This is a genomic window from Pseudomonas sp. MSSRFD41 (genome assembly GCF_014230245.1).
GTDB classification, from domain to species: Bacteria; Pseudomonadota; Gammaproteobacteria; order Pseudomonadales; family Pseudomonadaceae; genus Aquipseudomonas; species Aquipseudomonas piscis.
In genome coordinates, this window is record NZ_JACKZK010000013.1 from 35,844 (window position 1) to 58,352 (window position 22,509).

Here is a 22,509-nt window from a genome sequence, read left to right on the forward strand (position 1 = left end):
GATCTCGCGGAGTGCGGGTAGCACGCGAGGCTGCGGGGGCTTGGGTAAGCCAGGGGATTATAGAAAGGCTGCTAACGATCCAACAAGGAGTTGTCGCGGGTGTTTCCGGCTGGATAGGCCTGACCTGAAGGCGGGCTCGATGGCGTTTGGTGCAGTGTTCAGCGGATGGAGGGAACGCTACTGGTGTGCCAGATCAGTACCCGGCTGACACGGTTTTCCTCGGTCTCGAGGATTTCCAGGCGGTAGCGGCCGATCTTCAAGCACACGGCGCTGTCGGGGATGGTTTCCAGGGCTTCGGTGACCAGGCCGTTGAGGGTCTTGGGGCCGTCGCTGGGCAGGTGCCAGCCCAGGCTCTTGTTCAGTTCGCGGATCGAGGCCGCGCCTTCCACCACGTAGCGACCGTCGGCCTGGGGGTGGATGTGCGGGTTGTCGAGGCTGTGCTCGCTTTCGAATTCGCCGACGATTTCTTCCAGGATGTCTTCCAGGGTGACGATGCCCTGCACCTCGCCGTACTCGTCCACCACCATGCCCAGGCGTCGTTGCTGCTTGTGGAAATTGAGCAACTGCAATTGCAGTGGGGTGCTTTCGGGAACGAAATAGGGTTCGTGGCAGGCCGCTAGCAGCGCTTCCTTGGTCAGGCTGGCGTCGGGCAGCAAGTGGCGGATCTGGCGGGTATTGAGCACCGCCTCGACCTGGTTGATATCGCTGTGGAACACCGGCAGGCGGGTACGTCGGTTCAGGCGTAGCTGGGCGATGATCTGCTCGATCGGCTCGTCCAGGTTGATGCCGTCGACTTCGCTGCGGGGCACCAGGATGTCGTTGACGGTGATGTTGTCCAGGGCGTGGATGCCAGGCAGTGCGTGCTGTTCCTGAGGAACTGGCTCGTCGTCCAGCAAGGCGGGGTCGTCATCGCTGTGCTTGACCGCGCTGGCCTTGCTGGCGAAGGGGCGCAGCAGCAGTTGGCCGATGGCGTCGAGTAGCCAGGCCAGGGGGTAGACGAGCTTCATGGGGACCGCCAGCAGGCCGTTGCCGAAGCTCAAGGTGCCCTGCGGGTAGCGCGTGGCCACGGCTCGCGGCAGATATTCGGCCAATACCAGCAGGCCGCAGGTGCTGGCCAGGCAGGCCAGCCACGGACCGTTCTCTGCCCAGTAAAACAGGGCCAGCACGGTGCTGATGATGACTGCCAGTACCCGGCACAGGGTGTTGCAAAGGATCAGGCTTTCCTTGGGAAAGGCCAGTCGGGCTGCGGCTTTGTCACCTGAGCGCGAGCTGCTGCGCAGGGCCAGCAGGTGCAATTGGGCGGCATCGATGGCGGTGAACAGTCCCGACCAGACGATCAGCAGGGCGATTACCGCGAGCATCGGGCCGGTGGGCAGGGAGTCGGTCATGGCCGGTGGTCAGATGTGCAGGATGTATTCGCGGACCAGCTTGCTGCCGAAATACGCCAGCATCAGCAGGCAGAACCCCGCCAGGGTCCAGCGGATCGCCTTGTGCCCACGCCAGCCCAGACGATTGCGGCCCCACAACAGCACGCTGAACACCACCCAGGCCAGGCAGGCCAGCAGGGTCTTGTGCGCCAAATGCTGGGCGAACAGGTTCTCGACGAACAGCCAGCCGGAGATCAGCGACAGCGAAAGCAGGGTCCAGCCGGCCCAGAGAAAGCCGAACAGCAGGCTTTCCATGGTCTGCAGGGGCGGGAAGTTCCTGATCAGCCCGGAAGGGTGCTTGTTCTTCAGTTGATGGTCCTGGACCAGTAGCAACAAGGCCTGGAACACCGCGATGGTGAACATGCCGTAGGCCAGGATCGACAGCAGGATGTGGGCCAGGATCCCCGGTTCTTCGTCGATCACCGGTACGGTGCCGGTCGGGGCGAACTGGGCCAGCAGCGTGGTCAGGGCGCCCAGGGGAAACAACAGGACCAGCAGGTTTTCCACGGGGATGCGCCAGCAGGCCAGCAGGGTCAGGCCGATGACCGCCGCGGCGATCAGGCTGGCGGCACTGAAGAAGTCCAGGCCCAGGCCGACCGGGGTCAGCAGGTGGGTCATCAGGCTGGCGCCGTGGGCCAGCAGGGCCAGGATGCCGAGCGTAACCAGCAGGCGCTTGTTCGCCTTGGCGCCTTTGGCCAGGCGGGAACCTTGGTAGAGGGTCGCAGCGGCGTAAAGAATGGCGGCGGCGAGGGTGGGGAGCAAACTGGGTGACAAGGGGAGCATAAGTCCTGTTAGGCAAGCCCGAAAGTCGCTGAGTTTGGCATAGAACCCACAGCCCTGAAAGACCAGGCAAGCAGACGGCGAGGTGTGCGCCACGCACAGTCTTCGCTATAATCCGCCGCCTGCCCACGCCGCGGGCTCATCGAGCACTTGTTTGTCATGCTCTGGGCCGCCATTACCCCGGTCTACCCTGGGCCTGAAAGGATCGAGCATGTTTGAAAACCTAACCGAACGTCTCTCGCAGACGCTGCGCCATGTCACCGGCAAGGCCAAGCTGACCGAGGACAACATCAAAGACACCCTGCGCGAAGTGCGCATGGCGTTGCTCGAGGCCGACGTCGCCCTGCCGGTGGTCAAGGATTTCGTCAACTCGGTGAAGGAACGTGCGGTCGGCACCGAGGTGTCGCGCAGCCTGACTCCGGGCCAGGCCTTCGTGAAGATCGTCCAGGCCGAGCTGGAAAGCCTGATGGGCGCGGCCAACGAAGACCTGAACCTCAGCGCGGTGCCACCGGCGGTGGTGCTGATGGCCGGCCTGCAGGGCGCGGGCAAGACCACCACTGCCGGCAAGCTGGCGCGCTTCCTTAAGGAGCGCAAGAAAAAGAGCGTGATGGTGGTGTCGGCGGACGTCTACCGTCCTGCGGCGATCAAGCAGCTGGAAACCCTGGCCAACGATATCGGCGTGACCTTCTTCCCGTCGGACCTGAGCCAGAAGCCGGTGGCCATCGCCGAAGCGGCTATAAAGGAAGCCAAACTCAAGTTCATCGACGTGGTGATCGTCGACACCGCTGGTCGCCTGCACGTCGACAGCGAGATGATGGACGAGATCCAGGCGCTGCACGCCGCAATCAAGCCGGTGGAGACCCTGTTCGTGGTCGACGCCATGACCGGCCAGGACGCGGCCAATACCGCCAAGGCCTTCGGCGATGCGCTGCCGCTGACCGGCGTGATCCTGACCAAGGTCGACGGTGATGCCCGTGGCGGTGCCGCGCTGTCGGTGCGGGCCATTACCGGCAAGCCGATCAAGTTCATCGGCATGGGCGAGAAGACCGAGGCCCTGGACCCTTTCCATCCCGAGCGTATCGCTTCGCGGATCCTGGGCATGGGCGACGTGCTCAGCCTGATCGAGCAGGCCGAGCAGACCCTCGACAAGGAAAAGGCCGACAAGCTGGCCAAGAAGCTGAAGAAGGGCAAGGGCTTCGACCTTGAGGACTTCCGCGACCAGCTGCAACAGATGAAGAACATGGGCGGCCTGGGCGGCCTGATGGACAAGTTGCCGAACATCGGTGGGGTCAACCTGTCCCAGATGGGCAACGCCCAGAACGCTGCGGAAAAGCAGTTCAAGCAGATGGAAGCCATCATCAACTCCATGACCCCGGCCGAGCGTCGCGATCCCGAGATGATCAGCGGCTCGCGCAAGCGCCGGATCGCCATGGGTTCCGGCACCCAGGTGCAGGACATCGGTCGCTTGATCAAGCAGCACAAGCAGATGCAGAAAATGATGAAGAAGTTCTCCGCCAAGGGTGGGATGGCCAAGATGATGCGCGGCATGGGCGGCATGCTGCCCGGCGGCGGCATGCCGAAGATCTGAGAATCCGCGCCGGCAACCATGCCGGCGCTTTTTCCACGGGGACGTGGAAGTCGGGACGGGTCTCCGATCGGGGCCTGTCCTCCCCGCTGCCGCATAAGGCGGCTCCATGGCGAATCTGGATGGCAGCCGACGGGCGCCGGAAAAAGTCATTTGCAAAAGTCCGGATATTCCTTAGAATATGCGGCCTTTCGGGCACCCATGCCCGCTGTGCATTTAGATTTGCAGCACCGACTACAGGAACGATGTTCACATGCTAACAATCCGTCTTGCCCTTGGCGGCTCCAAAAAGCGCCCGTTTTACCACCTGACCGTAACCGATAGCCGTAACCCACGTGACGGTTCGCACAAAGAACAAGTTGGCTTCTTCAACCCGGTTGCCCGTGGTCAAGAAGTTCGCCTGTCCGTGAACCAAGAGCGCGTAGCCTACTGGTTGAGCGTGGGTGCACAGCCATCTGAGCGCGTTGCTCAGCTGCTGAAGGAATCGGCCAAGGCCGCAGCCTGAACCCTATGAACGCGACGCCAGCCCCTGCTGATGATTTGATCGTCGTCGGCAAAATTTATTCTGTTCATGGCGTTCGCGGCGAAGTGAAGGTCTTTTCCTTTACGGATCCGATTAAAAACCTGTTGAAGTACAAAGCCTGGACGCTCAAGCGCGAAGGCAGCGTGAAACAGGTAGAGCTGGTCAGTGGACGCGGGAACGACAAGTTCCTGGTCGCCAAGCTCAATGGTCTTGATGATCGTGAGGAAGCTCGTCTTCTGGCCGGTTACGAGATCTGCGTGCAGCGCAACCTGTTCCCTGAACTGACCGACGGCGAGTACTACTGGTACCAGCTGCAAGGTCTCAAGGTCATCGACACCCTCGGGCAACTGCTCGGGCAGATCGATCACCTGCTGGAGACTGGCTCGAACGATGTAATGGTGGTCAAGCCTTGCGCTGGCAGCCTGGATGATCGCGAACGCTTGTTGCCCTATACCGAGCAATGCGTGTTGGCCATCGACCTGGTCGCGGGCGAGATGAAGGTGGATTGGGACGCGGATTTCTAAGCGTGGCTAACTTGCGCGTAGAAGTGATCACTCTGTTTCCCGAGATGTTTTCCGCCATCAGCGAGTACGGCATAACCAGCCGCGCGGTGAAACAGGGGTTGTTGCAACTCACTTGTTGGAATCCGCGAGACTACACCACGGATCGACATCACACTGTGGACGATCGCCCGTTTGGCGGTGGTCCGGGCATGGTGATGAAGATCAAGCCCCTGGAAGATGCGCTGGTTCAGGCCAGAAATGCAGCCGGGGAGGGTGCGAAGGTGATCTACCTGTCGCCCCAGGGCCGTCAACTGAAGCAGTCGGCGGTACGCGAGTTGGCCAATGAGGATGCATTGATCCTGATTGCTGGTCGTTATGAAGGCATCGACGAGCGTTTCATCGACGCTCATGTAGATGAAGAGTGGTCGATTGGCGACTATGTACTGTCCGGTGGCGAGCTGCCGGCGATGGTCCTGATCGATGCGGTTACACGGCTGCTGCCCGGAGCTTTGGGGCATGTGGACTCCGCGGAGGAAGACTCCTTCACGGATGGTCTGCTGGATTGCCCGCACTACACCCGACCTGAGGTGTATGCGGATCAGCGTGTTCCCGACGTGTTGCTAAGTGGCAATCATGCACATATCCGGCGTTGGCGTTTGCAGCAGTCCCTTGGTAGGACCTACGAACGACGCGTCGATCTTCTGGAAAGTCGCTCACTTTCTGGAGAAGAGAAGAAGCTGCTCGAGGAATATCTCCGCGAGCGGGACGATAGTTAACAACGTATCGATGGTAGATCCGACGATTTACCTTAGGAGCACAGCATGACCAACAAAATCATCCTTGCACTCGAAGCAGAGCAGATGAGCAAAGAGATCCCAGCCTTTGCCCCGGGCGACACCGTAGTCGTTCAGGTGAAAGTGAAGGAAGGCGATCGTTCCCGTCTGCAGGCGTTCGAAGGCGTAGTTATCGCCAAGCGCAACCGCGGTGTGAACAGCGCGTTCACCGTACGTAAAATCTCCAACGGCGTTGGCGTAGAGCGTACTTTCCAGACCTACAGCCCGCAGATCGACAGCATGGCTGTCAAGCGTCGCGGTGACGTGCGTAAAGCCAAGCTGTACTACCTGCGCGACCTGTCGGGTAAAGCAGCTCGCATCAAGGAAAAACTGGCCTGAGTCCAGCTTCCGATGCAGAAAAAAGCAGCCTACGGGCTGCTTTTTTGTTGCCCGTCATTTATTCCTTATCAGTGTTCCAGGCAGTAGATCCATGTCCCCTCGCGAGCAAGAAATCCAGCGCCGTACCGAGCTTTCGGTAACCCGCGTGACCAAGGCTGTATTCCCTTCCACCACCAACCATCACAACACCCTGTTCGGCGGCACCGCCCTGGCCTGGATGGATGAAGTCTCGTTCATCGCGGCCACGCGTTTTTGCCGGCTGCCGCTGGTGACGGTGTCCACCGACCGTATCGACTTCAATCACCCGATCGCTGCCGGGTCGATCGTCGAACTGGTCGGGCGGGTGGTGAAGGTGGGCAATACCAGCCTCAAGGTCGAAGTGGAGGTCTTCGTCGAGAGCATGAGTTGCGACGGTCGCGAAAAGGCCATCCATGGCCTGTTCAGCTTTGTCGCCATCGATGACGACAAGCGCCCGGTTCCGGTATTGCCCGGGTTCGCGGCCTGACGCTCAAGGCGTCTGTGGCTGGACCAGCGCCAGCAAGGTCCAGCCTGGCGCCGGCTTGAGGCTGCTGTCCGGGGTCAGGACATGGACCCAGCCGCCGGTGTCGCGGGCGAACAGCAAGGTCGCGCGGTCGCCATGCAGCGCCTGGTAGTCGTCCCAGGCGAAGGCCTCCGTCAGGTGGGTGCTGTAGAGCTCCGCGCCCTGGCCCAGCAGGCTGGCGAGCTTGGTGTAGGTCAGGGCCTCGCTGCCCAGCAACTGCCCGCGGTGCTCATGGCTGGCGCGGTGCTTGTCGGTCCGCCGGCTTTCCTGGCTGTTGGCCAGGGCGTACAGGCGCTGGTGGCCGAAGTCATGGCGAAAACGCATGGCGGCCAGGGTGTTCAGCTCGCCTGAGGGCGACAGCGCCAGCAGGTGCCCCAGGCCCACCAGGTCCAGGTGCGCGTCGGCATGTTGCGAGGCCGGATTGCCGAAGTAGGTGGGCAGGCCTTCCATGCGTGCCGCGCGGATGTTCTCCCAGCTGGAATCGGTCAGCAGCACGCGGCTGCCCAGCTGCTGCAAGGCTTTGCCAATGATCCGCGCCGGACCGTTGGCGCCGACGATCAGGAAGCCGCTGGGCGCCGGTTCGGCCACTTTCAGCAGGCGGGCCAAGGGCCGGGCGGTGGCGCTTTGCAGGACCACGGTGCCGATGATCACGGCGAAGGTCAGGGGCACCAGCAGCAGGGCGCCTTCATGGCCAGCCTGGTCCAGGCGGATGGCGAAGATCGCCGAGACCGCCGCCGCGACAATCCCCCGGGGAGCGATCCAGGCCAGCAGGGCGCGTTCGCGCCAGTTCAGGCTCGAGCCGGTGGTGGACAGCAGCACGTTCAGCGGCCGGGCCACCAACTGGATCACCAGCAGCAGGATCAGCACCAGCGGGCCCAGGGCGATCAATGCCTTGAGGTCCAGGCGCGCGGCGAGCAGGATGAACAGCCCGGAAATCAGCAGCACGCTGAGGTTTTCCTTGAAGTGCAGGATATGGCGCACATCCACGTCCTTCATGTTGGCCAGCCACATGCCCATCAAGGTCACCGCCAGCAGCCCGGACTCGTGCATCACCTGGTTGGAGGCGATGAAGATGCCCAGCACTCCGGCCAGGGTCGCCAGGTTGTGCAGGTACTCCGGCAGCCATTGGCGGCGCATGATGCTGCCCAGGATCCAGCCGCCGGCGATACCGAACAGGCTGCCGCACAGGATCACGCCGCCGAAGGTCATCAAGCTGTGGCTCAGGCCTGCGCCCTCGGCACTGGCGATGATGAAGCTATAGACCACCACCGCCAGCAGCGCGCCGATGGGGTCGATGACGATGCCTTCCCAGCGCAGGATGTTGGCGATCGAGGCCTTGGGCCGCACGACCCGCAGCATCGGCACGATCACCGTCGGCCCGGTAACCAGGGTCAGGGTGCCGAACAGCAGCGCCAGCATCCAGTCGAAGCCCAGCAGCCAGTGGGTGGCCAGGGTAATCACCGCCCAGGTGGACAGGGCGCCGAGGGTTACCAGGCGATGCACCACGCTGCCGATTTCGCGCCACTCCGAAAGGTGCAGAGTCAGGCTGCCTTCGAACAGGATCAACGCCACCGCCAGGGACACCAGCGGCATCAGCAGCGGGCCGAACAGCTCCTGGGGATCGAGCCACCCCAGCACCGGTCCGGCGAGAATGCCGCTGAGCAGCAAGAACAGGATGGCCGGCAGCTTCAGGCGCCAGGCCAGCCACTGGCAGCCCAGGGCTGCCGCGCCGATGCCACCGAAGGCCAGCAGGATCTGTTGTTCAGTCATGGGATTGCCCTGTTCCTTGAAATGGCTGGCTATGAAAGACTAGCGACCCTGCGCGCAGTTCACTATTTTTTTCCGCCGCCTCGCCAGCCATGCCGTTCGAGTCTTTATGCCTGCCATCGACCACCCCCTCATCGACCGTTTCCTCGACGCCTTGTGGCTGGAAAAAGGCCTCTCCGACAACACCCGGGGCGCTTATCGCAGCGACCTGGCGCTGTTCAACGGCTGGTTGCAGGAGCAGGGGGTGGAGTTGCCGCGGGCCGGGCGCGAACTGATCCTCGATCACCTGGCCTGGCGTGTGGAGCAGGCCTACAAGCCGCGTTCCACTGCACGCTTTCTTTCCGGGCTGCGGGGGTTCTATCGCTACTTGCTGCGCGAGAAGCTGATCGAGGTGGACCCGACCCTGCAAGTCGACATGCCGCAACTGGGCCGCCCGCTGCCCAAGTCGCTGTCGGAAGCGGATGTCGAGGCGCTGTTGGCGGCGCCGGACCTGGGCGAAGCCATCGGCCAGCGCGACCGCGCCATGCTGGAAGTCCTCTACGCCTGCGGCTTGCGGGTCACCGAGCTGGTGAGCCTGACCCTGGAACAGGTCAACCTGCGCCAGGGCGTGCTGCGGGTGATGGGCAAGGGCAGCAAGGAACGCCTGGTGCCCATGGGCGAGGAGGCCATCGCCTGGGTCGAGCGCTACCTGCGCGATGCCCGGGCCGAGCTGCTTGGCGGGCGCCCCAGCGATGTGCTGTTTCCCAGCCTGCGGGGCGAGCAGATGACCCGGCAGACCTTCTGGCACCGTATCAAGCACCAGGCCAGGGTCGCCGGCATCGGCAAGGCCCTGTCGCCCCACACCCTGCGCCACGCCTTCGCCACCCACCTGCTCAATCATGGTGCCGACCTGCGGGTGGTGCAGATGCTGCTGGGCCACAGCGACCTGTCCACCACCCAGATCTATACCCATGTGGCCCGCGCCCGCCTGCAGGATCTGCACGCCAGGCATCATCCGCGAGGCTGAGCGACCTGGCGGTGGCGCTTTGCGTCGCCCGTAGTCGGTGCAGGCAAACAGATGTGTTAGGCTTTGCCGGTTCGCAAAACGGCTGTTGCGAGCCGTCGCCACCGCGGCCGCTCCCATTTGCCTATTTGCCCGCCTTCAGGAGTTCCCATGCGCTTGACCCAGATTATTGCCGCCGCTTCCCTGGCGTTGCTCAGCACTTTCGTCATGGCCGATGACAGTGCCGAGAAAGCTATTCGCAAAAGCCTCGAGACCTTGCAGCTCGAGGTTCCGGTAGAGAGCATCAGCGCCAGTCCGCTGGCCGGCCTGTACGAAGTCAAGCTCAAGGGCAGCCGCGTGCTTTACGCCAGCGCCGACGGCCAGTTCGTGGTCCAGGGCTACCTGTTCCAGCTCAAGGACGGCAAGCCGGTCAACCTCACGGAAAAAACCGAGCGCCTGGGGATTTCCAAGTTGATCAACGGTATTCCAGTCGCGGAAACTGTGGTCTATCCGGCGATCGGCGAGACCAAGACCCACATCACCGTGTTCACCGATACCACCTGCCCGTACTGCCACAAGCTGCACGCCGAGATCCCGGCGCTGAACAAGGCTGGCGTCGAAGTGCGCTACGTGGCCTTCCCACGCCAGGGCCTGGGCTCGCCGGGCGATGAGCAGCTGCAGGCGGTCTGGTGCTCGGCGGACAAGAAGGCGGCCATGGACCAGATGGTCGACGGCAAGGAAATCAAGGCGGCCAAGTGCGCCAACCCGGTTTCCAAGCAGTTCGCCCTGGGCCAGTCGATCGGCGTCAACGGCACTCCAGCCATCGTCCTGGCCGACGGCCAGGTCATTCCGGGCTATCAGCCTGCACCGCAGATCGCCAAACTGGCGCTGGGTGCGAAATAATCCTGCATCGTCACGCTAGCCTTTGACGATCATGCCCCGGCGGTTGCTGCCACCGGGTCATCTAATAGAGCGCCGCGCTGTTTGCGGCTGATTTCCACGGCCGGCCTTCGAGTCGGCCGTTTTATGGGGAGTTCAGAGTGAATCCGGTCAAAGTAGGCATCTGTGGGCTGGGTACCGTCGGTGGCGGTACCTTCAACGTACTTCAGCGTAACGCCGAGGAGATTGCCCGTCGTGCCGGGCGTGGAATCGAAGTAGCGCAGATTGCTACCCGTACGCCCAAGCCTCAGTTCCAAACGACCGGTATTGCGATTACCAACGATGTGTTCGCCGTGGCCACCAACCCCGAGATCGATATCGTCATCGAGCTGGTGGGCGGCTACACCGTGGCCCGCGAGCTGGTGCTCAAGGCCATCGAGAATGGCAAGCATGTGGTCACCGCCAACAAGGCGCTGATCGCCGTCCACGGCAACGAGATCTTCGCCAGGGCCCGGGAGAAGGGCGTGATCGTCGCCTTCGAAGCGGCGGTGGCGGGTGGCATCCCGGTGATCAAGGCGATCCGCGAAGGCCTCTCGGCCAACCGCATCAACTGGCTGGCCGGGATCATCAACGGCACTGGCAACTTCATCCTTTCGGAGATGCGCGAGAAGGGCCGGACCTTCGAAGACGTGCTGGCCGAGGCCCAGGCCCTGGGTTACGCCGAGGCCGACCCGACCTTCGACGTGGAAGGCATCGACGCCGCGCACAAGCTGACCATCCTGGCGTCCATCGCCTTCGGCATCCCGCTGCAGTTCGACAAGGCCTACACCGAGGGCATCACCAAGCTGACCACCGCCGACGTGAACTACGCCGAGGCCCTGGGCTATCGCATCAAGCACCTGGGCGTGGCCCGGCGCACCGAGGCCGGCATCGAGCTGCGGGTCCACCCGACGCTGATCCCGGCCGATCGCCTGATCGCCAACGTCAACGGCGTGATGAACGCAGTCATGGTCAACGGCGATGCCGCCGGCTCGACCCTGTTCTATGGCGCCGGCGCCGGCATGGAGCCTACCGCTTCCTCGGTGGTGGCCGACCTGGTGGACGTGGTCCGCGCCATGACCAGCGATCCGGAGAACCGCGTGCCGCACCTGGCCTTCCAGCCGGATTCGCTGTCCGACCATCCGATCCTGCCGATCGAAGCCTGCGAGAGCGCCTATTACCTGCGCATCCAGGCCAAGGACCATCCGGGCGTACTGGCCCAGGTGGCGAGCATCCTTTCCGAGCGCGGGATCAACATCGAGTCGATCATGCAGAAGGAAGTCGAGGAACAGGACGGCCTGGTGCCGATGATCCTGCTGACCCACCGGGTCCTGGAGCAGCACATCAACGATGCGATCACCGCGCTGGAGGCCCTGCAGGGCGTCGTCGGCCCTGTGGTGCGTGTCCGCGTCGAACATCTCAATTAATGCAGTGGCAAGCGGCAAGTAGCCAGCGACAAGTCAGAAGCGGATCTGCTTTGACTTGTCGCTTGTAGCTTGCAATTTGCAGCTCAAACCGAAGGTTTGCTCTTATGCGCTACATCAGCACCCGCGGCCAGGCACCGGCCCTGAATTTCGAAGATGTACTGCTGGCCGGTCTGGCCAGCGACGGCGGTCTCTACGTGCCGGAGAACCTGCCGCGTTTCACCCAGGAGGAAATCGCCTCCTGGGCTGGCCTGCCGTATCACGAGCTGGCGTTCCGGGTCATGCGCCCATTCGTCAGCGGCAGCATCGCCGACGCCGATTTCAAGAAAATCCTCGAGGAAACCTACGGGGTCTTCGCCCATGGCGCCGTGGCGCCGCTGCGCCAGCTCAACGGCAACGAATGGGTGATGGAGCTGTTCCACGGCCCGACCCTGGCGTTCAAGGATTTCGCCCTGCAACTGCTGGGTCGCCTGCTGGACCATGTCCTGGAGAAACGCGGCGAGCGCGTGGTGATCATCGGCGCCACTTCCGGCGATACCGGTTCGGCGGCCATCGAAGGATGCAAGCGTTGCGACAACGTCGACATCTTCATCCTGCACCCGCATAACCGGGTTTCGGAAGTGCAGCGCCGGCAGATGACCACCATCCTGGGCGAGAACATCCACAACATCGCCATCGAAGGCAACTTCGACGACTGCCAGGAGATGGTCAAGGCCAGCTTCGCCGACCAGGGCTTCCTCAAGGGCACGCGCCTGGTGGCGGTCAACTCCATCAACTGGGCGCGGATCATGGCCCAGATCGTCTACTACTTCCATGCGGCCCTGCAGCTGGGCGGCCCGGCTCGCTCCGTGGCGTTCTCGGTGCCCACCGGCAACTTCGGCGACATCTTCGCCGGCTACTTGGCGCGCAACATGGGCCTGCCGATCAGCCAGCTGATCGTCGCCACCAACCGCAACGACATCCTGCACCGCTTCATGAGCGGCAACCAGTACGTCAAGGAAACCCTGCACGCGACCCTGTCGCCGTCCATGGACATCATGGTCTCGTCGAACTTCGAGCGCCTGCTGTTCGACCTGCACGGTCGCAACGGCGCGGCCCTGGCCGGCCTGATGGACAGCTTCAAGCAAGGTGGTGGCTTCAGCGTCGAGCAGGACCGCTGGACCGAAGCGCGCAAGCTGTTCGACTCCCTGGCGGTCACTGACGAGCAAACCTGCCAGACCATCGCCGAAGTCTTCGCCCAGACTGGCGAGGTGCTGGATCCGCACACGGCGATCGGCGTGCGCGCTGCCCGCGAATGCCGGCGCAGCCTCGATACACCAATGGTCACCCTCGGCACCGCGCACCCGGTCAAGTTCCCCGATGCGGTGCAGAAGGCCGGCGTTGGCAAGGCCCTGGAGCTGCCGGCGCACCTGGCCGACCTGTTCCAGCGCGAAGAACGCTGCACGGTGCTGGCCAACGACCTCAAGGCAGTGCAGGCTTTTGTCAGCCAGCACGGCAATCGTGGCAAGCCGCTCTGAGTATCCTGGCCTTGCCGATCACGAAGCCCGTCTCCTGACGGGCTTTGTTTTTTCGCGAACCTGTAGCCCGCCAGGGGCAGGGAGGTCCGGTTGATGTCCCATCGAACTGCTCGCGGTTGCCCCGCGCTGTCCTGGCTGCTCGCCGGCCTGCTGGCCTGGGCCATGCTCCATGCCTTGCCGGCCCGTGCGGCGCAGAGCCTGCCCTTCAAGCTGGTACCGGCCTTCGTCGACCTCGAGCCGCTGGACCTGAAGCCAGCCGAGCGCCAATGGCTGGCCGCGCACCCGACCCTGCGGGTAGGCATCGCCATCGACGACTACCAGCCCATCGACATCACCCGCGACCGCAACCGCTACCAGGGCATCAGCGCCGATTACCTGGGGCTGGTGGGCGAGCGGCTGGGGGTGAGCATGCAGGTGCTGGGGTTTTCCGAGCGTGAGCAGGCGGTCGAGGCCCTGCGCAACGGCACCATCGATATCCTCACCAGCGCCAACGGGTATGAGCGTGGCGTGCCGGGGCTGCGTTTCACCAGTGACTACATGCCGGACAAGGCCGTGGTGGTCGTGCGCCGTGACGAGCTGGAACCCGATGACGACTTGGCCGGCAAGCGCCTGGTGCTGCTCGATGGCTATGCCAATGCCGCGCAGGTCCATGCGGCCTATCCGAACAGCCAGATCATGCTCTCGCCCAACCTCTACAGTGGCCTGGAAGCCCTGAACCAGGGCGATACCGATGTCTTTATCGGCAACGAGATCATCGTTCGCGCCTACAAGGCCCTGCGGCCCTACCTGGCAGTGCAGATCCATGAACAAAGCCGCTTGCCCCCCACCGGCTTCGCCTTCGCCACCCGGGATGACAACCAACGCCTGGCGCAGTTGCTGGAACAGGCGCTGCAGAGCATCGACGAATCGCTGCGCCGGGAAATCCAGGCGCGCTGGACCACGGGCCTGGGGGCCATTTCCGGCGAGCGCATCGAGCTGAGCGCCGAAGAGCAAGCCTGGATTCTGCAGCATCCCCATGTCCTGGTGGCATCCCAGCAGTACCCGCCCCATGTATTCAAGGACAAGGAAGGCCGTTGGGTCGGCCTGAACATCGATTTGCTCAACCGGATTGCGCGCATGACCGGGCTGCATTTCGTCCACAAGCAGAGCGCGTCCACCGCCCAGACCCTGGAGTTGCTGGAAAGCGGGCAGGCGCAGATGAACACCACCCTGACCGACAGCGAGGACCGGCGGCTGTTCCTGAACTTCTCCCATGCCTTCGGTGGTGCCGCCTGGGTGTTCGTCGTCCGTCCCGAGGATCGTCGCCTGGGCAGCCTCAAGCAGATGGCGGGGGAGGTGCTGGCGCTGCCGGCCCGGCATACCCTGGAAAGCTACATCCGGCGCAACTACCCCGATATCCGCCTGCGTAGCGTGGCCAACTACGAGGAGGCCCGGGCCCTGGTCAAGAGTGGCGAAGCCCTGGCCACCATCCAGAACGAGATCCAGGTACAAGCGCTGGACCTGGCCTATGAAGGTTTGCGGGTAGGACGCAGCGTCGAGGGGACCTGGTCCGCCGACGAGTTCGCCGTACGCAAGGACCAGCCTGAATTGCTGAGCATCCTGAACAAGGCCCTGGAGGCCCTGCCAGTGGCCGAGCTCAGTGCCACGCGCCTGAAGTGGCTGGGCTCGACCCCGGTGCCCATGCCCGTCTGGCAGCGGGTGCCGGACTGGGTCTACTGGGCCATCTGCACGACGTTGCTGTTCGGTTTGTTGTCACTGGCCTGGAGCAGCCGGCTCAAGCGCCAGATCCAGCAGCGGCTGGAGGCCGAACAGCGCTTGAACGACCAACTGGCCTTCAAGCGCGCGTTGCTCGACGGCATGCCCAACCCGGTTTTCGTCCGCGACCTGCAAGGGCGCCTGATCACGTGCAACAAGAGCTACGAACAGCAACTGGGCACTCGTCTGGAGTGGATCCAGGGGCGTCGCTTGATCGACCTGGATCTGCTGCCGCCAACCACCGCCCGCCAGTTGCATGAGGAGATCATGCAACTGCTGGCCTGCGAGGAATCGGTGTTCGCCGATCGGCAAGTGGAAACCCGCCATGGACCGATCCATGCCTATCAATGGACGGTGCCGTTCTACAGCGCCGAAGGGCAGTTGCAGGGGCTTTTGGGCGGCTGGATCGACATCACCGAGCGCAAGCGCCTGGAGAACCAGCTGGTCCAGGCGCGGCAGGCCGCCGACCAGGCCAATGCGGCCAAGAGTGCCTTCCTCTCCACCATGAGCCATGAGATCCGCACGCCGATGACCGCGATCATCGGCCTGCTGGAGCTGGAGAAGGAACAGGCCAGGGTGCGCGGCGCACCGTTTTCCGAAGCCCTGCGGGTGGCGTACCAGTGCGCCCAGGAGCTGATCAGCCTGATGGGCGACAGCCTCGACCTGGCCAAGATCGAGGCCGGCTACATGCAGCTGGCGCCAGAGGCCACGGCCCTCAAGCCGTTCTTCGAGAGCATTCGCCAGTTGTTCGACGCCACTGCGCGCAGCCGCGGTGTGCAGCTGCAACTGGTGTTCGACGAACAGGCCGGGGGCCGTTACCTGTTCGACCCACTGCGCCTGCGCCAGGTCATGCACAACCTGTTGAGCAACGCCCTGAAATTCACCAGCGAAGGCCAGGTGCGCATCCAGGTCGAGCGCCAGGAGCTGGACTGTGCTCTTGCCAGCCTGCGTATCAGCGTTGTGGATACCGGGCCGGGGATCAGTCCCGAGCAGCAGCAGAAGCTGTTCACGCCCTTCGTCCAGGGTAACGCCACGACTTCCCTGGCCCATGGCGGCACTGGCCTGGGGCTGAGTATCTGTCGCCAGTTGGTCGAGCTGATGGGGGGACGCATCGAGCTGCACAGCGCCCCGGGGGCCGGGACGGCGGTGACCATCGAACTGGCGCTGGAACGGCTGGAGGAGGACGCCACAGCTTCGACCGCGGTGGCCGAGCGCCCGCCCAGCCGCAGCATCGAAGTGCTGGTGGTGGATGACTTGAGCGCCAACCGCATGGTCCTCAGCCAGCAGTTGATGTTCCTCGGGCATCGGGTGGTGGCCTGCGACAGCGCCCAGCAAGCGCTGGAGCTCTGGCAGGGCGGTGGGTTCGACCTGGTGATGACCGACTGCCAGATGCCGGGCATGAGCGGTTATGCCCTGGCCGAGGCGATCCGGCGGTTCGAGGCGCAGCAGGGGCGCGGCGCTTGTCCAGTGATCGGTTGCACGGCCAATGCCTTCGAGGATGAGCGTGAACGTTGCGAGCGGGCGGGCATGGACCTGCTGCTGGTCAAGCCGGTGACCCTGGATCAGCTGGCGCAGACGCTGGCGCGGTTCCTGCCGCCGCCGTCCTTCGATATCCAGACCTTGCGGACGATGACCCAGGCCGACGAACAGGTACTGCAACGCATGCTGCAGGAGTTGCAGCGTAACCTGGCCCAGGAGCGCCAGGCCCTGGAGGCGGCCATGCACGACCAGCATCCTGGGCGCCTGGGCGCCACCTTGCACCGGCTCAAGGGCGTCTGTTGCCTGATCGATGCCTTGCCACTGGCCAAGGCCTGCATCGAGATGGAGGCGCGGATCAAGGCCGGGGAAGGGGTCGAGGACCGATGGCCGGCGTTGCGGGAGGCCATCGACAACTTGCGTGGCGATATCCAGGCGGTCCTGGACGTTTAGGACTTGTCCTATGTGTGATTAAGGTTTGTCTGGTTACCGTGTCGACCCCTTAGTGGACTGTTCCCGCTTGTGTCGTACCGGAGGTTGCCCCATGCATTCGCTTAAAGTGCTGATTCTCGAAGACAACTCGTTCCAGCTGATGGCCCTGCACCAGATGCTCAACGCCAATGGCGTATACAACGTGCTGGCTACCGAGGACCTGGAGTCCGCACGGCGTTCGCTGGCCAGCAAGGGGCCGGTGGATATCGCAATCTGCGACCTCTACCTGGAACAGGCCGATGGCCTGGAGTTGATCCGCGAACTGGCCCGGGAACGGCAGGCCGAGGCCCTGATCATCCTCAGCGACGCCGAACCGGATGTACTGGAAGGCGCCGCGGGCATGGCCCGGGAGCTGGGGCTGAAAATCCTCGCCTGCCTGCCCAAGCCCGCGTCGGTGGCGGTGATCGGCGAGCTGCTCACTACCTACCAGCAGTTGTCCCGGCAGACGCCAGCGCTCAACCAGGCCTTGCTCCGGGATTTGCTGGCCCTGGACCTGTTCGCCCCCGAGGATGTCTCCCCGGAGGAAGGCGTGGCGGCGATCCTGGGGCACGGGGTGGCGCACTTCCAGCCGGTCATCCAGCGGTGTGGCGGGTTGCACGGCGTCGAGGCGCTGGCGCGCTGGGAGCATCCGGAGCGCGGGCTGTTGATGCCGGCCGAGTTCTTGCCGTTGATCGAATTCGCTGGCCTGCAGGAGGTGTTCACCTGGCACATGCTGGAGCAGGCACTGGAGCTGGCGGCGGGGGTGCGGCTGGTGATGGGGCATGCGCTGCCGGTGGCGGTGAACGTTCCGGTGGGCATCCTCGACCGGCCGTTGTTCCCGCGCCAATTGGAGGCCCTGCTGCGGCGCTTCGAGATCCCCGCGCGGCTGTTGACCCTGGAGATCGTCGATACCACGTGCTTGCAAACCGACACCGCCCATGTGGAAGCCTTGCTGCGTCTGCGGATGATCGGCTGCAAGTTGTCCATCGGGGATTTCGGCATTGGCGGCACCAGTCTGCAACGCCTGCTGGAATTGCCCTTCACCGAGTTGAAGATTCCTCCGGCATTCGTCGCCGGCATGGCCATGGACGAGCGCAAGCAGGCGCTGGTCGCTGGTGCGGTGGGCATGGCCCGGCGTATCGCCCTGGGCGTGGTGGTGGCGGGAATCGAGACCGAAGCTGAATACCAGGTGGCCCAGACCATGGGCGCTGTCCATCTGCAAGGGTGCTTCCTGGCGCCGCCGATGAGCGCCGCCGACATGCGCCAGTGGATGGCACGCACCCTGGAGCGCGAGTCCGCGGAATCGGCGGTGCGGTCCGCCGGGATGTGTGCCTAGGCCAGGCCGTGTTCCTGGACGTAGATATACAACGCCGCCTCGCTGGCCAGGCCCAGCTTGCGCATGGCGCTGACCTTCTGTGCGCTGACGGTCTGTTTGCTGCGGTTGAGCTGGGCGGCGATCTCGCCCACCGCATGGCCGGCGGCGAGCAGGCGGATCACCTCCAGCTCCCGGGGCGAGAGCTGGTCCTTGGACGCCAGGCGATCGGGGCCCACCTCGCCGGCCAGGCTCAATGCCCGCTGGATCGCCTGGGCCACGTAGGGCTTGTGCTGGCGTGCGTGCTCAATGGCACTGGGCAGCTCCTCGGCCAGGCTGGCCTTGCTCAGCAGGCCCATGACCCCAAGGTCGAGGATCGAGCGGAACAGTCCGGCGTGGTTGAGCATGGTCACCACCACGATAGGCAGCCCGGGATGATGCCGGCGTAGCTGTTCGAGCAGGCGCAGGCCGTCGTTTTGCTGCTCTTCGGGCATCATGAAATCGGTCACCAGCACGTCGCAGGGGGTGTCTTGCACCAGTTGGAACAGCGCCGAAGGCGAGCTGGCCTCGCCGACCACCACCAGGCTGTGGTCCTGCTCCAGCACGGCGCGCAGGCCAATCAGGAAGATCGGATGATCGTCGGCGAGGATGATGCGCAATCTGTTGTTCGGCGTAGCTATCAAGGCGGGGCTCCATTGCTGGGAAGGTATGGCGGGCGCCTGGTTGGCCGTTTTTTGCTTGTCATATTACCCGTGCATGCTCGATTGACTCAGATCGGTAGCGGTAGGTTTGGCGAACTTTCCTCTCTGAGCAACGGTCACTTGAATGTCAGAAAGCTACCGGCATTTTTGTTTTCGAACCTTAATTCGAGCTATTGAGTGGTGATCTAGATGGAAAGTATCAGTCTTTTGTTGAGCGAGGCACTCAGTCCGTACCAAGTGGCCCTGACCCCTTCGGGCGCCCACGGCGAGTGCCTGGTAAGCGTGAGCGATGCCGCTGGAGCCCTGGTAGTGGAGCGCGAGGTCAACCAGGCCCAGCTCACCGACAAACGCTTGCTCACCGATGTGGTCGATGGCCTGCACCGTGACGTGCTGATCGCCGAAGGGCGGCTGGAGCCCTGTGTATTCGCGGCCTTGCGCCATGCCACCGAGGGCAAGGTCTTCGAACGCCGTACATGAACTGATTTTTACGGAACCTTCCAGCAATCCCTCCAGTCAGACCTTATGCCGGCAAGAACCAGGCATTTTGCTCCGATGCTTGCAACTTGCCGGTACGGGTCTTGAAGACCACGTTTAACCCCGAGTCGTCTCCCCACTTCTCGGGGTTTCTTTTTGCCCGGCGTTCGTCAGCGCCTCGGGTGGGCCTGGAAGTAGGCACGGGCATCGGCCCGATAGTTGTCGCGCAGGGCGGGCTCCAGCCAGGCGGCATAGAGCTCCACCAACCGCTCTTCACGCAGCTTGAGCAGGGCCTGGTTGATCCGGGCGATGGCTTGTCGCCCCTGGGGCGTGTCGGAACAGCCGACATGGACGTCCTGGTACTTGTCGATGCCCTGGATCGGATAGAACACCAGTTGCTGCGGGTCTATGCCTTGTTGCACGGCCTGGTAGCGGATCTCCGGCCAGTAGCCCAGCAGCAGTTGCAGGCGCCCCAGGCGCTGCATCTGCAACAGGCTGCCCAGGGCATCATTGCCATAGTGGGCGTTGAGGGCGTCGGCGGGAGCCTGTTGCAGCAGACGGTCGAGCTGCTGGCCGTAGCTGCGCTCGGCCACCATGCCCAGCCGCTGCTTGCCGCTGGCGAGCAGCGCTGGCAAATCGACCTGGCCGTCATGGACGAATGGCGCCAGCTGCTCGCGGTCGGCGCGGCGGATCACCAGGCCGTTGCTCAGGACCCGCAAGCTGGTGATGGAGTAGGCCACCCATTGCGCCCGCTCCTTGCTCCAGATCAGCGACGGATCACAGGTGAAGCTGGGTTCGCGGAGCATCTGCATGCCCCGGGCGCGGTTTATCCGCATCAGTTCGTGCTGGTACTGCGGCAGCTCGGCGAACAGTTGCGGCATGAGCAGGTCGACCACCCCGCGTCCTTTCAGGTCGCCTTCGAAAATGCTCAAGGGCGGCAGGTCGCGCAGCAGCCAGGTCAATAGCTCGGCCGCCTGGCCCGGCAGGCTGGGTAGCCAGAGCAGCAGCGCCACCAGGGGCATCGCCAGCCGCCGGCGGGAGCTCGCGCGCTGGCGGGCCAGTTCAGATCGCTCCGCTGCTGCGCAGGTCGCGGATCTGCTCGGCGCTGTAGCCCAGGCCTTGCAGGACTTCGCTCGAGTGTTCGCCCAGTTGCGGTCCGACCCAGTCGGCGCTGCCCGGGGTCTGCGAAAGCTTGGGCACGATGCCGGGCATCTTGAAGGGCTTGCCGTCCGGCAACCTGGCCTGGAGGAGCATTTCCCGGGCCAGGAACTGCGGGTCGTGGAACATGTCTTCGGCGCTGAAGATGCGGCTGGCCGGCACCTCGGCCTGGTTCAGCTGCTCCAGCACCTGGTCCAGGGGCAACGAGGCGACCCAGCGATCGATCACCCCATAGAGTTCGTCGCGCCGGGTATCGCGGCCGTCGTTGCTGGCCAGGGCCGGGTCGTTGGCCAGGTCCTGGCGGCCTATGAGCAGCATGAAGCGCTTGAAGATCGCATCGCCATTGGCGCCGATCTGCACATGCCGGCCGTCGGCGCTGGTATGGATGGAAGAGGGCGTGATGCCGGGCATGATGTTGCCGGTACGCTCGCGGATGAAGCCGAACACGTCGAACTCGGGAACCATGCTCTCCATCATGGCGAAGATCGCCTCGTACAGCGCCACGTCCACCACCTGCCCCTGGCCGCCGTTGACTTCCCGGTGACGCAGGGCCATCAGTGCGCCGATCACGCCCCACAGGGCGGCGATGGAGTCACCGATGGAGATCCCGGTGCGCACTGGTGGTCGGTCCTCGAAGCCGGTGATGTAGCGCAGGCCGCCCATGGATTCGCCCACGGCGCCGAAACCCGGCTGGTCCTTCATCGGCCCGGTCTGGCCGAAGCCCGACAGGCGCACCATCACCAGCTTGGGGTTCAGCGCGTGCAGCACGTCCCAGCCCAGGCCGAGCTTCTCCAGCACGCCGGGGCGGAAGTTCTCGATCAGGATGTCCGCCTCGCCCAGCAGTTGCTTGAGGATCGCCTGGCCCTCGGGGTGCTTGAGGTTGAGGGTCAGGGATTTCTTGTTGCGCGCCTGCACGAACCACCACAGGGAGGTGCCCTCATACAGCTTGCGCCACTTGCGCAGCGGATCGCCGCCGTCGGGGGATTCCACCTTGATCACCTCGGCGCCGAACTCGGCACAGATGCGTGAGGCGAAGGGGCCGGCGATCAGGGTGCCGAGTTCGATCACTTTCAATCCGGCGAGGGGCTTGCTGAAACTGTTCATGAGGCATCCGCAGGGCAGGAAAATCCGCCTAGCCTAGACCATTGGCCGGCATTAAGGCAGCGCCTGGAGCTTCCTGCCGGGCATTTTCCGGTCGGCGCCCTGTGCGGTTGCGCCTCTCGGTGGGTTGGTGGGCAGTGCCTGATGGCGTCCTTTTCGGAAAACCAGGCTCGGCGAGGCGACGTTGGTCGTGCCCGCAGATGTCGCAATATCTTGAATGATCTTGTTACAAATACCGAACTCAAAAATTACATGTGATGAATTGTGATCATTACATGTGATGTTTTAGTCTGTGCGTCATGGAAAACAAATCCTCAGCCCATTACCAACGTTTGTTCCGCCAGCGCCTGCGTGACCAGGGCCTGGTGAAAAAGGAAGTCTGGATACTGCCGGAGAACGCCAAGGCGTTGCTGGCGGTTGAACGCCAACTGCGCCAGCCCTGCCAGGGGCTGGTTCCTGTGGAAAAGGATGGAGAAATGAGCATGCCGCAGATCTGGAATGCCCGATCGCTGTGCCAGGCCCTGGCGGCCACCGAGTTGTTCACTGGCGGTGAAGCCAGCGTCGAGCTGCTCGAAGGCGCCGAGCCGAGCTTGCACGTGACCATGCGCGAATACGGCGACCTGCCGTTGTTCGTCGCGGTGTCCGGCGAGCAGATCCTGGTGGAAGCACTGCTCTGGCCGCAGAGCGAAGTCACCGACGTAGCCGCGTTCAACGAGGAAGTGCTGCTCAGCCGCCAGCTCTTCCCGCTGTCGAGCATCGGCCTGGAGACTGGCCCCGCAGGCGAGCGTTTCTACATGATGTTCGGCGCCCTGAGCGCCACCTCGATCCTCTCCAATGTGCTCTACGAGATCGAAACCCTGGCCGGCAACGTGATCAGGGCCACCGAGGCCTATGAAGGCTACCTGAAGGCTCAGGCCTGACC

The 22,509-nt window shown here is 63.7% G+C and carries 20 protein-coding genes; 14 read left to right on the forward strand and 6 right to left on the reverse strand.

Translation table 11 applies throughout. From position 1 onward, the window contains the following. Window positions 1-158: 158 nt before the first annotated feature. Both H7A76_RS19475 and H7A76_RS19480 read right to left on the reverse strand, forming a co-directional pair. The gene (locus H7A76_RS19475) at window positions 159-1,388 is read right to left on the reverse strand and encodes an HlyC/CorC family transporter (protein ID WP_185700003.1); all 1,230 of its coding nucleotides are present in this window, start codon (window positions 1,386-1,388) and stop codon (window positions 159-161) included. Window positions 1,389-1,397: 9 nt separating this feature from the next. Beyond that, a complete protein-coding gene (locus tag H7A76_RS19480) occupies window positions 1,398-2,210 on the reverse strand; it encodes an inner membrane protein YpjD (RefSeq protein ID WP_409299463.1) in 813 nt (270 codons plus the stop codon). Between the two features lie 208 nt (window positions 2,211-2,418). Between H7A76_RS19480 and ffh the strand changes: the two genes are divergently transcribed. The 6 genes from ffh (at window position 2,419) to H7A76_RS19510 (ending at window position 6,495) form a co-directional block, all read left to right on the forward strand. Then, window positions 2,419-3,795 (forward strand): signal recognition particle protein, encoded by a 1,377-nt coding sequence (ffh, locus tag H7A76_RS19485; RefSeq protein ID WP_185700005.1) that lies wholly within the window; start codon window positions 2,419-2,421, stop codon window positions 3,793-3,795. Between the two features lie 250 nt (window positions 3,796-4,045). Then, on the forward strand, window positions 4,046-4,297 hold the full coding sequence (gene rpsP, locus H7A76_RS19490) for a 30S ribosomal protein S16 (protein WP_003198088.1): 252 nt from the start codon (window positions 4,046-4,048) through the stop codon (window positions 4,295-4,297). Between the two features lie 5 nt (window positions 4,298-4,302). After that, complete coding sequence (rimM, locus tag H7A76_RS19495; RefSeq protein ID WP_185700006.1) at window positions 4,303-4,839, forward strand: ribosome maturation factor RimM; 537 nt, start codon at window positions 4,303-4,305, stop codon at window positions 4,837-4,839. Window positions 4,840-4,841: 2 nt separating this feature from the next. Beyond that, window positions 4,842-5,594: a tRNA (guanosine(37)-N1)-methyltransferase TrmD gene (trmD, locus tag H7A76_RS19500; RefSeq protein WP_185700007.1), complete on the forward strand. Its 753-nt coding sequence runs from the start codon at window positions 4,842-4,844 to the stop codon at window positions 5,592-5,594. A 45-nt stretch (window positions 5,595-5,639) separates the two neighbouring features. After that, window positions 5,640-5,990: a 50S ribosomal protein L19 gene (gene rplS / locus H7A76_RS19505; RefSeq protein ID WP_053134351.1), complete on the forward strand. Its 351-nt coding sequence runs from the start codon at window positions 5,640-5,642 to the stop codon at window positions 5,988-5,990. Window positions 5,991-6,081: 91 nt separating this feature from the next. Continuing rightward, on the forward strand, window positions 6,082-6,495 hold the full coding sequence (locus H7A76_RS19510; protein WP_022642499.1) for an acyl-CoA thioesterase: 414 nt from the start codon (window positions 6,082-6,084) through the stop codon (window positions 6,493-6,495). Window positions 6,496-6,498: 3 nt separating this feature from the next. Here H7A76_RS19510 and H7A76_RS19515 read toward each other — a convergent pair whose 3' ends face one another. Beyond that, window positions 6,499-8,301 carry a sodium:proton antiporter gene (locus H7A76_RS19515; RefSeq protein ID WP_185700008.1) on the reverse strand — a complete coding sequence of 601 codons (1,803 nt, stop codon included), beginning with the start codon at window positions 8,299-8,301 and terminating at the stop codon, window positions 6,499-6,501. A 106-nt stretch (window positions 8,302-8,407) separates the two neighbouring features. Here H7A76_RS19515 and xerD point away from each other — a divergent pair, with 106 nt between their 5' ends. The 6 genes from xerD (at window position 8,408) to H7A76_RS19545 (ending at window position 18,177) form a co-directional block, all read left to right on the forward strand. Beyond that, the gene (gene xerD, locus H7A76_RS19520; RefSeq protein ID WP_185700009.1) at window positions 8,408-9,304 is read left to right on the forward strand and encodes a site-specific tyrosine recombinase XerD; all 897 of its coding nucleotides are present in this window, start codon (window positions 8,408-8,410) and stop codon (window positions 9,302-9,304) included. Between the two features lie 147 nt (window positions 9,305-9,451). Continuing rightward, a complete protein-coding gene (locus tag H7A76_RS19525) occupies window positions 9,452-10,183 on the forward strand; it encodes a thioredoxin fold domain-containing protein (RefSeq protein ID WP_185700010.1) in 732 nt (243 codons plus the stop codon). Between the two features lie 137 nt (window positions 10,184-10,320). After that, window positions 10,321-11,625, forward strand: a complete 1,305-nt coding sequence (locus tag H7A76_RS19530) for a homoserine dehydrogenase (RefSeq protein ID WP_185700011.1) — start codon at window positions 10,321-10,323, stop codon at window positions 11,623-11,625. Window positions 11,626-11,729: 104 nt separating this feature from the next. Then, window positions 11,730-13,139 (forward strand): threonine synthase, encoded by a 1,410-nt coding sequence (gene thrC / locus H7A76_RS19535; RefSeq protein WP_185700012.1) that lies wholly within the window; start codon window positions 11,730-11,732, stop codon window positions 13,137-13,139. Between the two features lie 162 nt (window positions 13,140-13,301). After that, window positions 13,302-16,823 carry an ATP-binding protein gene (locus H7A76_RS19540; protein WP_260498027.1) on the forward strand — a complete coding sequence of 1,174 codons (3,522 nt, stop codon included), beginning with the start codon at window positions 13,302-13,304 and terminating at the stop codon, window positions 16,821-16,823. A gap of 91 nt (window positions 16,824-16,914) precedes the next feature. Then, window positions 16,915-18,177: an EAL domain-containing protein gene (locus tag H7A76_RS19545; RefSeq protein WP_185700014.1), complete on the forward strand. Its 1,263-nt coding sequence runs from the start codon at window positions 16,915-16,917 to the stop codon at window positions 18,175-18,177. Here the strand turns inward: H7A76_RS19545 and H7A76_RS19550 are convergent. Then, the gene (locus tag H7A76_RS19550; RefSeq protein ID WP_185700015.1) at window positions 18,174-18,836 is read right to left on the reverse strand and encodes a response regulator transcription factor; all 663 of its coding nucleotides are present in this window, start codon (window positions 18,834-18,836) and stop codon (window positions 18,174-18,176) included. The two genes, H7A76_RS19545 and H7A76_RS19550, sit on opposite strands and share 4 nt — an antisense overlap. A gap of 207 nt (window positions 18,837-19,043) precedes the next feature. Here H7A76_RS19550 and H7A76_RS19555 point away from each other — a divergent pair, with 207 nt between their 5' ends. Continuing rightward, window positions 19,044-19,331 carry a DUF3509 domain-containing protein gene (locus H7A76_RS19555; RefSeq protein ID WP_053134369.1) on the forward strand — a complete coding sequence of 96 codons (288 nt, stop codon included), beginning with the start codon at window positions 19,044-19,046 and terminating at the stop codon, window positions 19,329-19,331. A gap of 167 nt (window positions 19,332-19,498) precedes the next feature. Here the strand turns inward: H7A76_RS19555 and H7A76_RS19560 are convergent, their stop codons facing one another. Then, window positions 19,499-20,350, reverse strand: a complete 852-nt coding sequence (locus H7A76_RS19560) for a TIGR02285 family protein (protein WP_185700016.1) — start codon at window positions 20,348-20,350, stop codon at window positions 19,499-19,501. Between the two features lie 40 nt (window positions 20,351-20,390). Then, window positions 20,391-21,590 (reverse strand): CaiB/BaiF CoA-transferase family protein, encoded by a 1,200-nt coding sequence (locus H7A76_RS19565; protein WP_185700017.1) that lies wholly within the window; start codon window positions 21,588-21,590, stop codon window positions 20,391-20,393. Window positions 21,591-21,886: 296 nt separating this feature from the next. On the opposite strand from H7A76_RS19565, the gene H7A76_RS19570 reads away from it, so the two are divergent. Continuing rightward, complete coding sequence (locus H7A76_RS19570; RefSeq protein WP_185700018.1) at window positions 21,887-22,507, forward strand: YjfI family protein; 621 nt, start codon at window positions 21,887-21,889, stop codon at window positions 22,505-22,507. The last annotated feature ends 2 nt before the right edge of the window (window positions 22,508-22,509 follow it).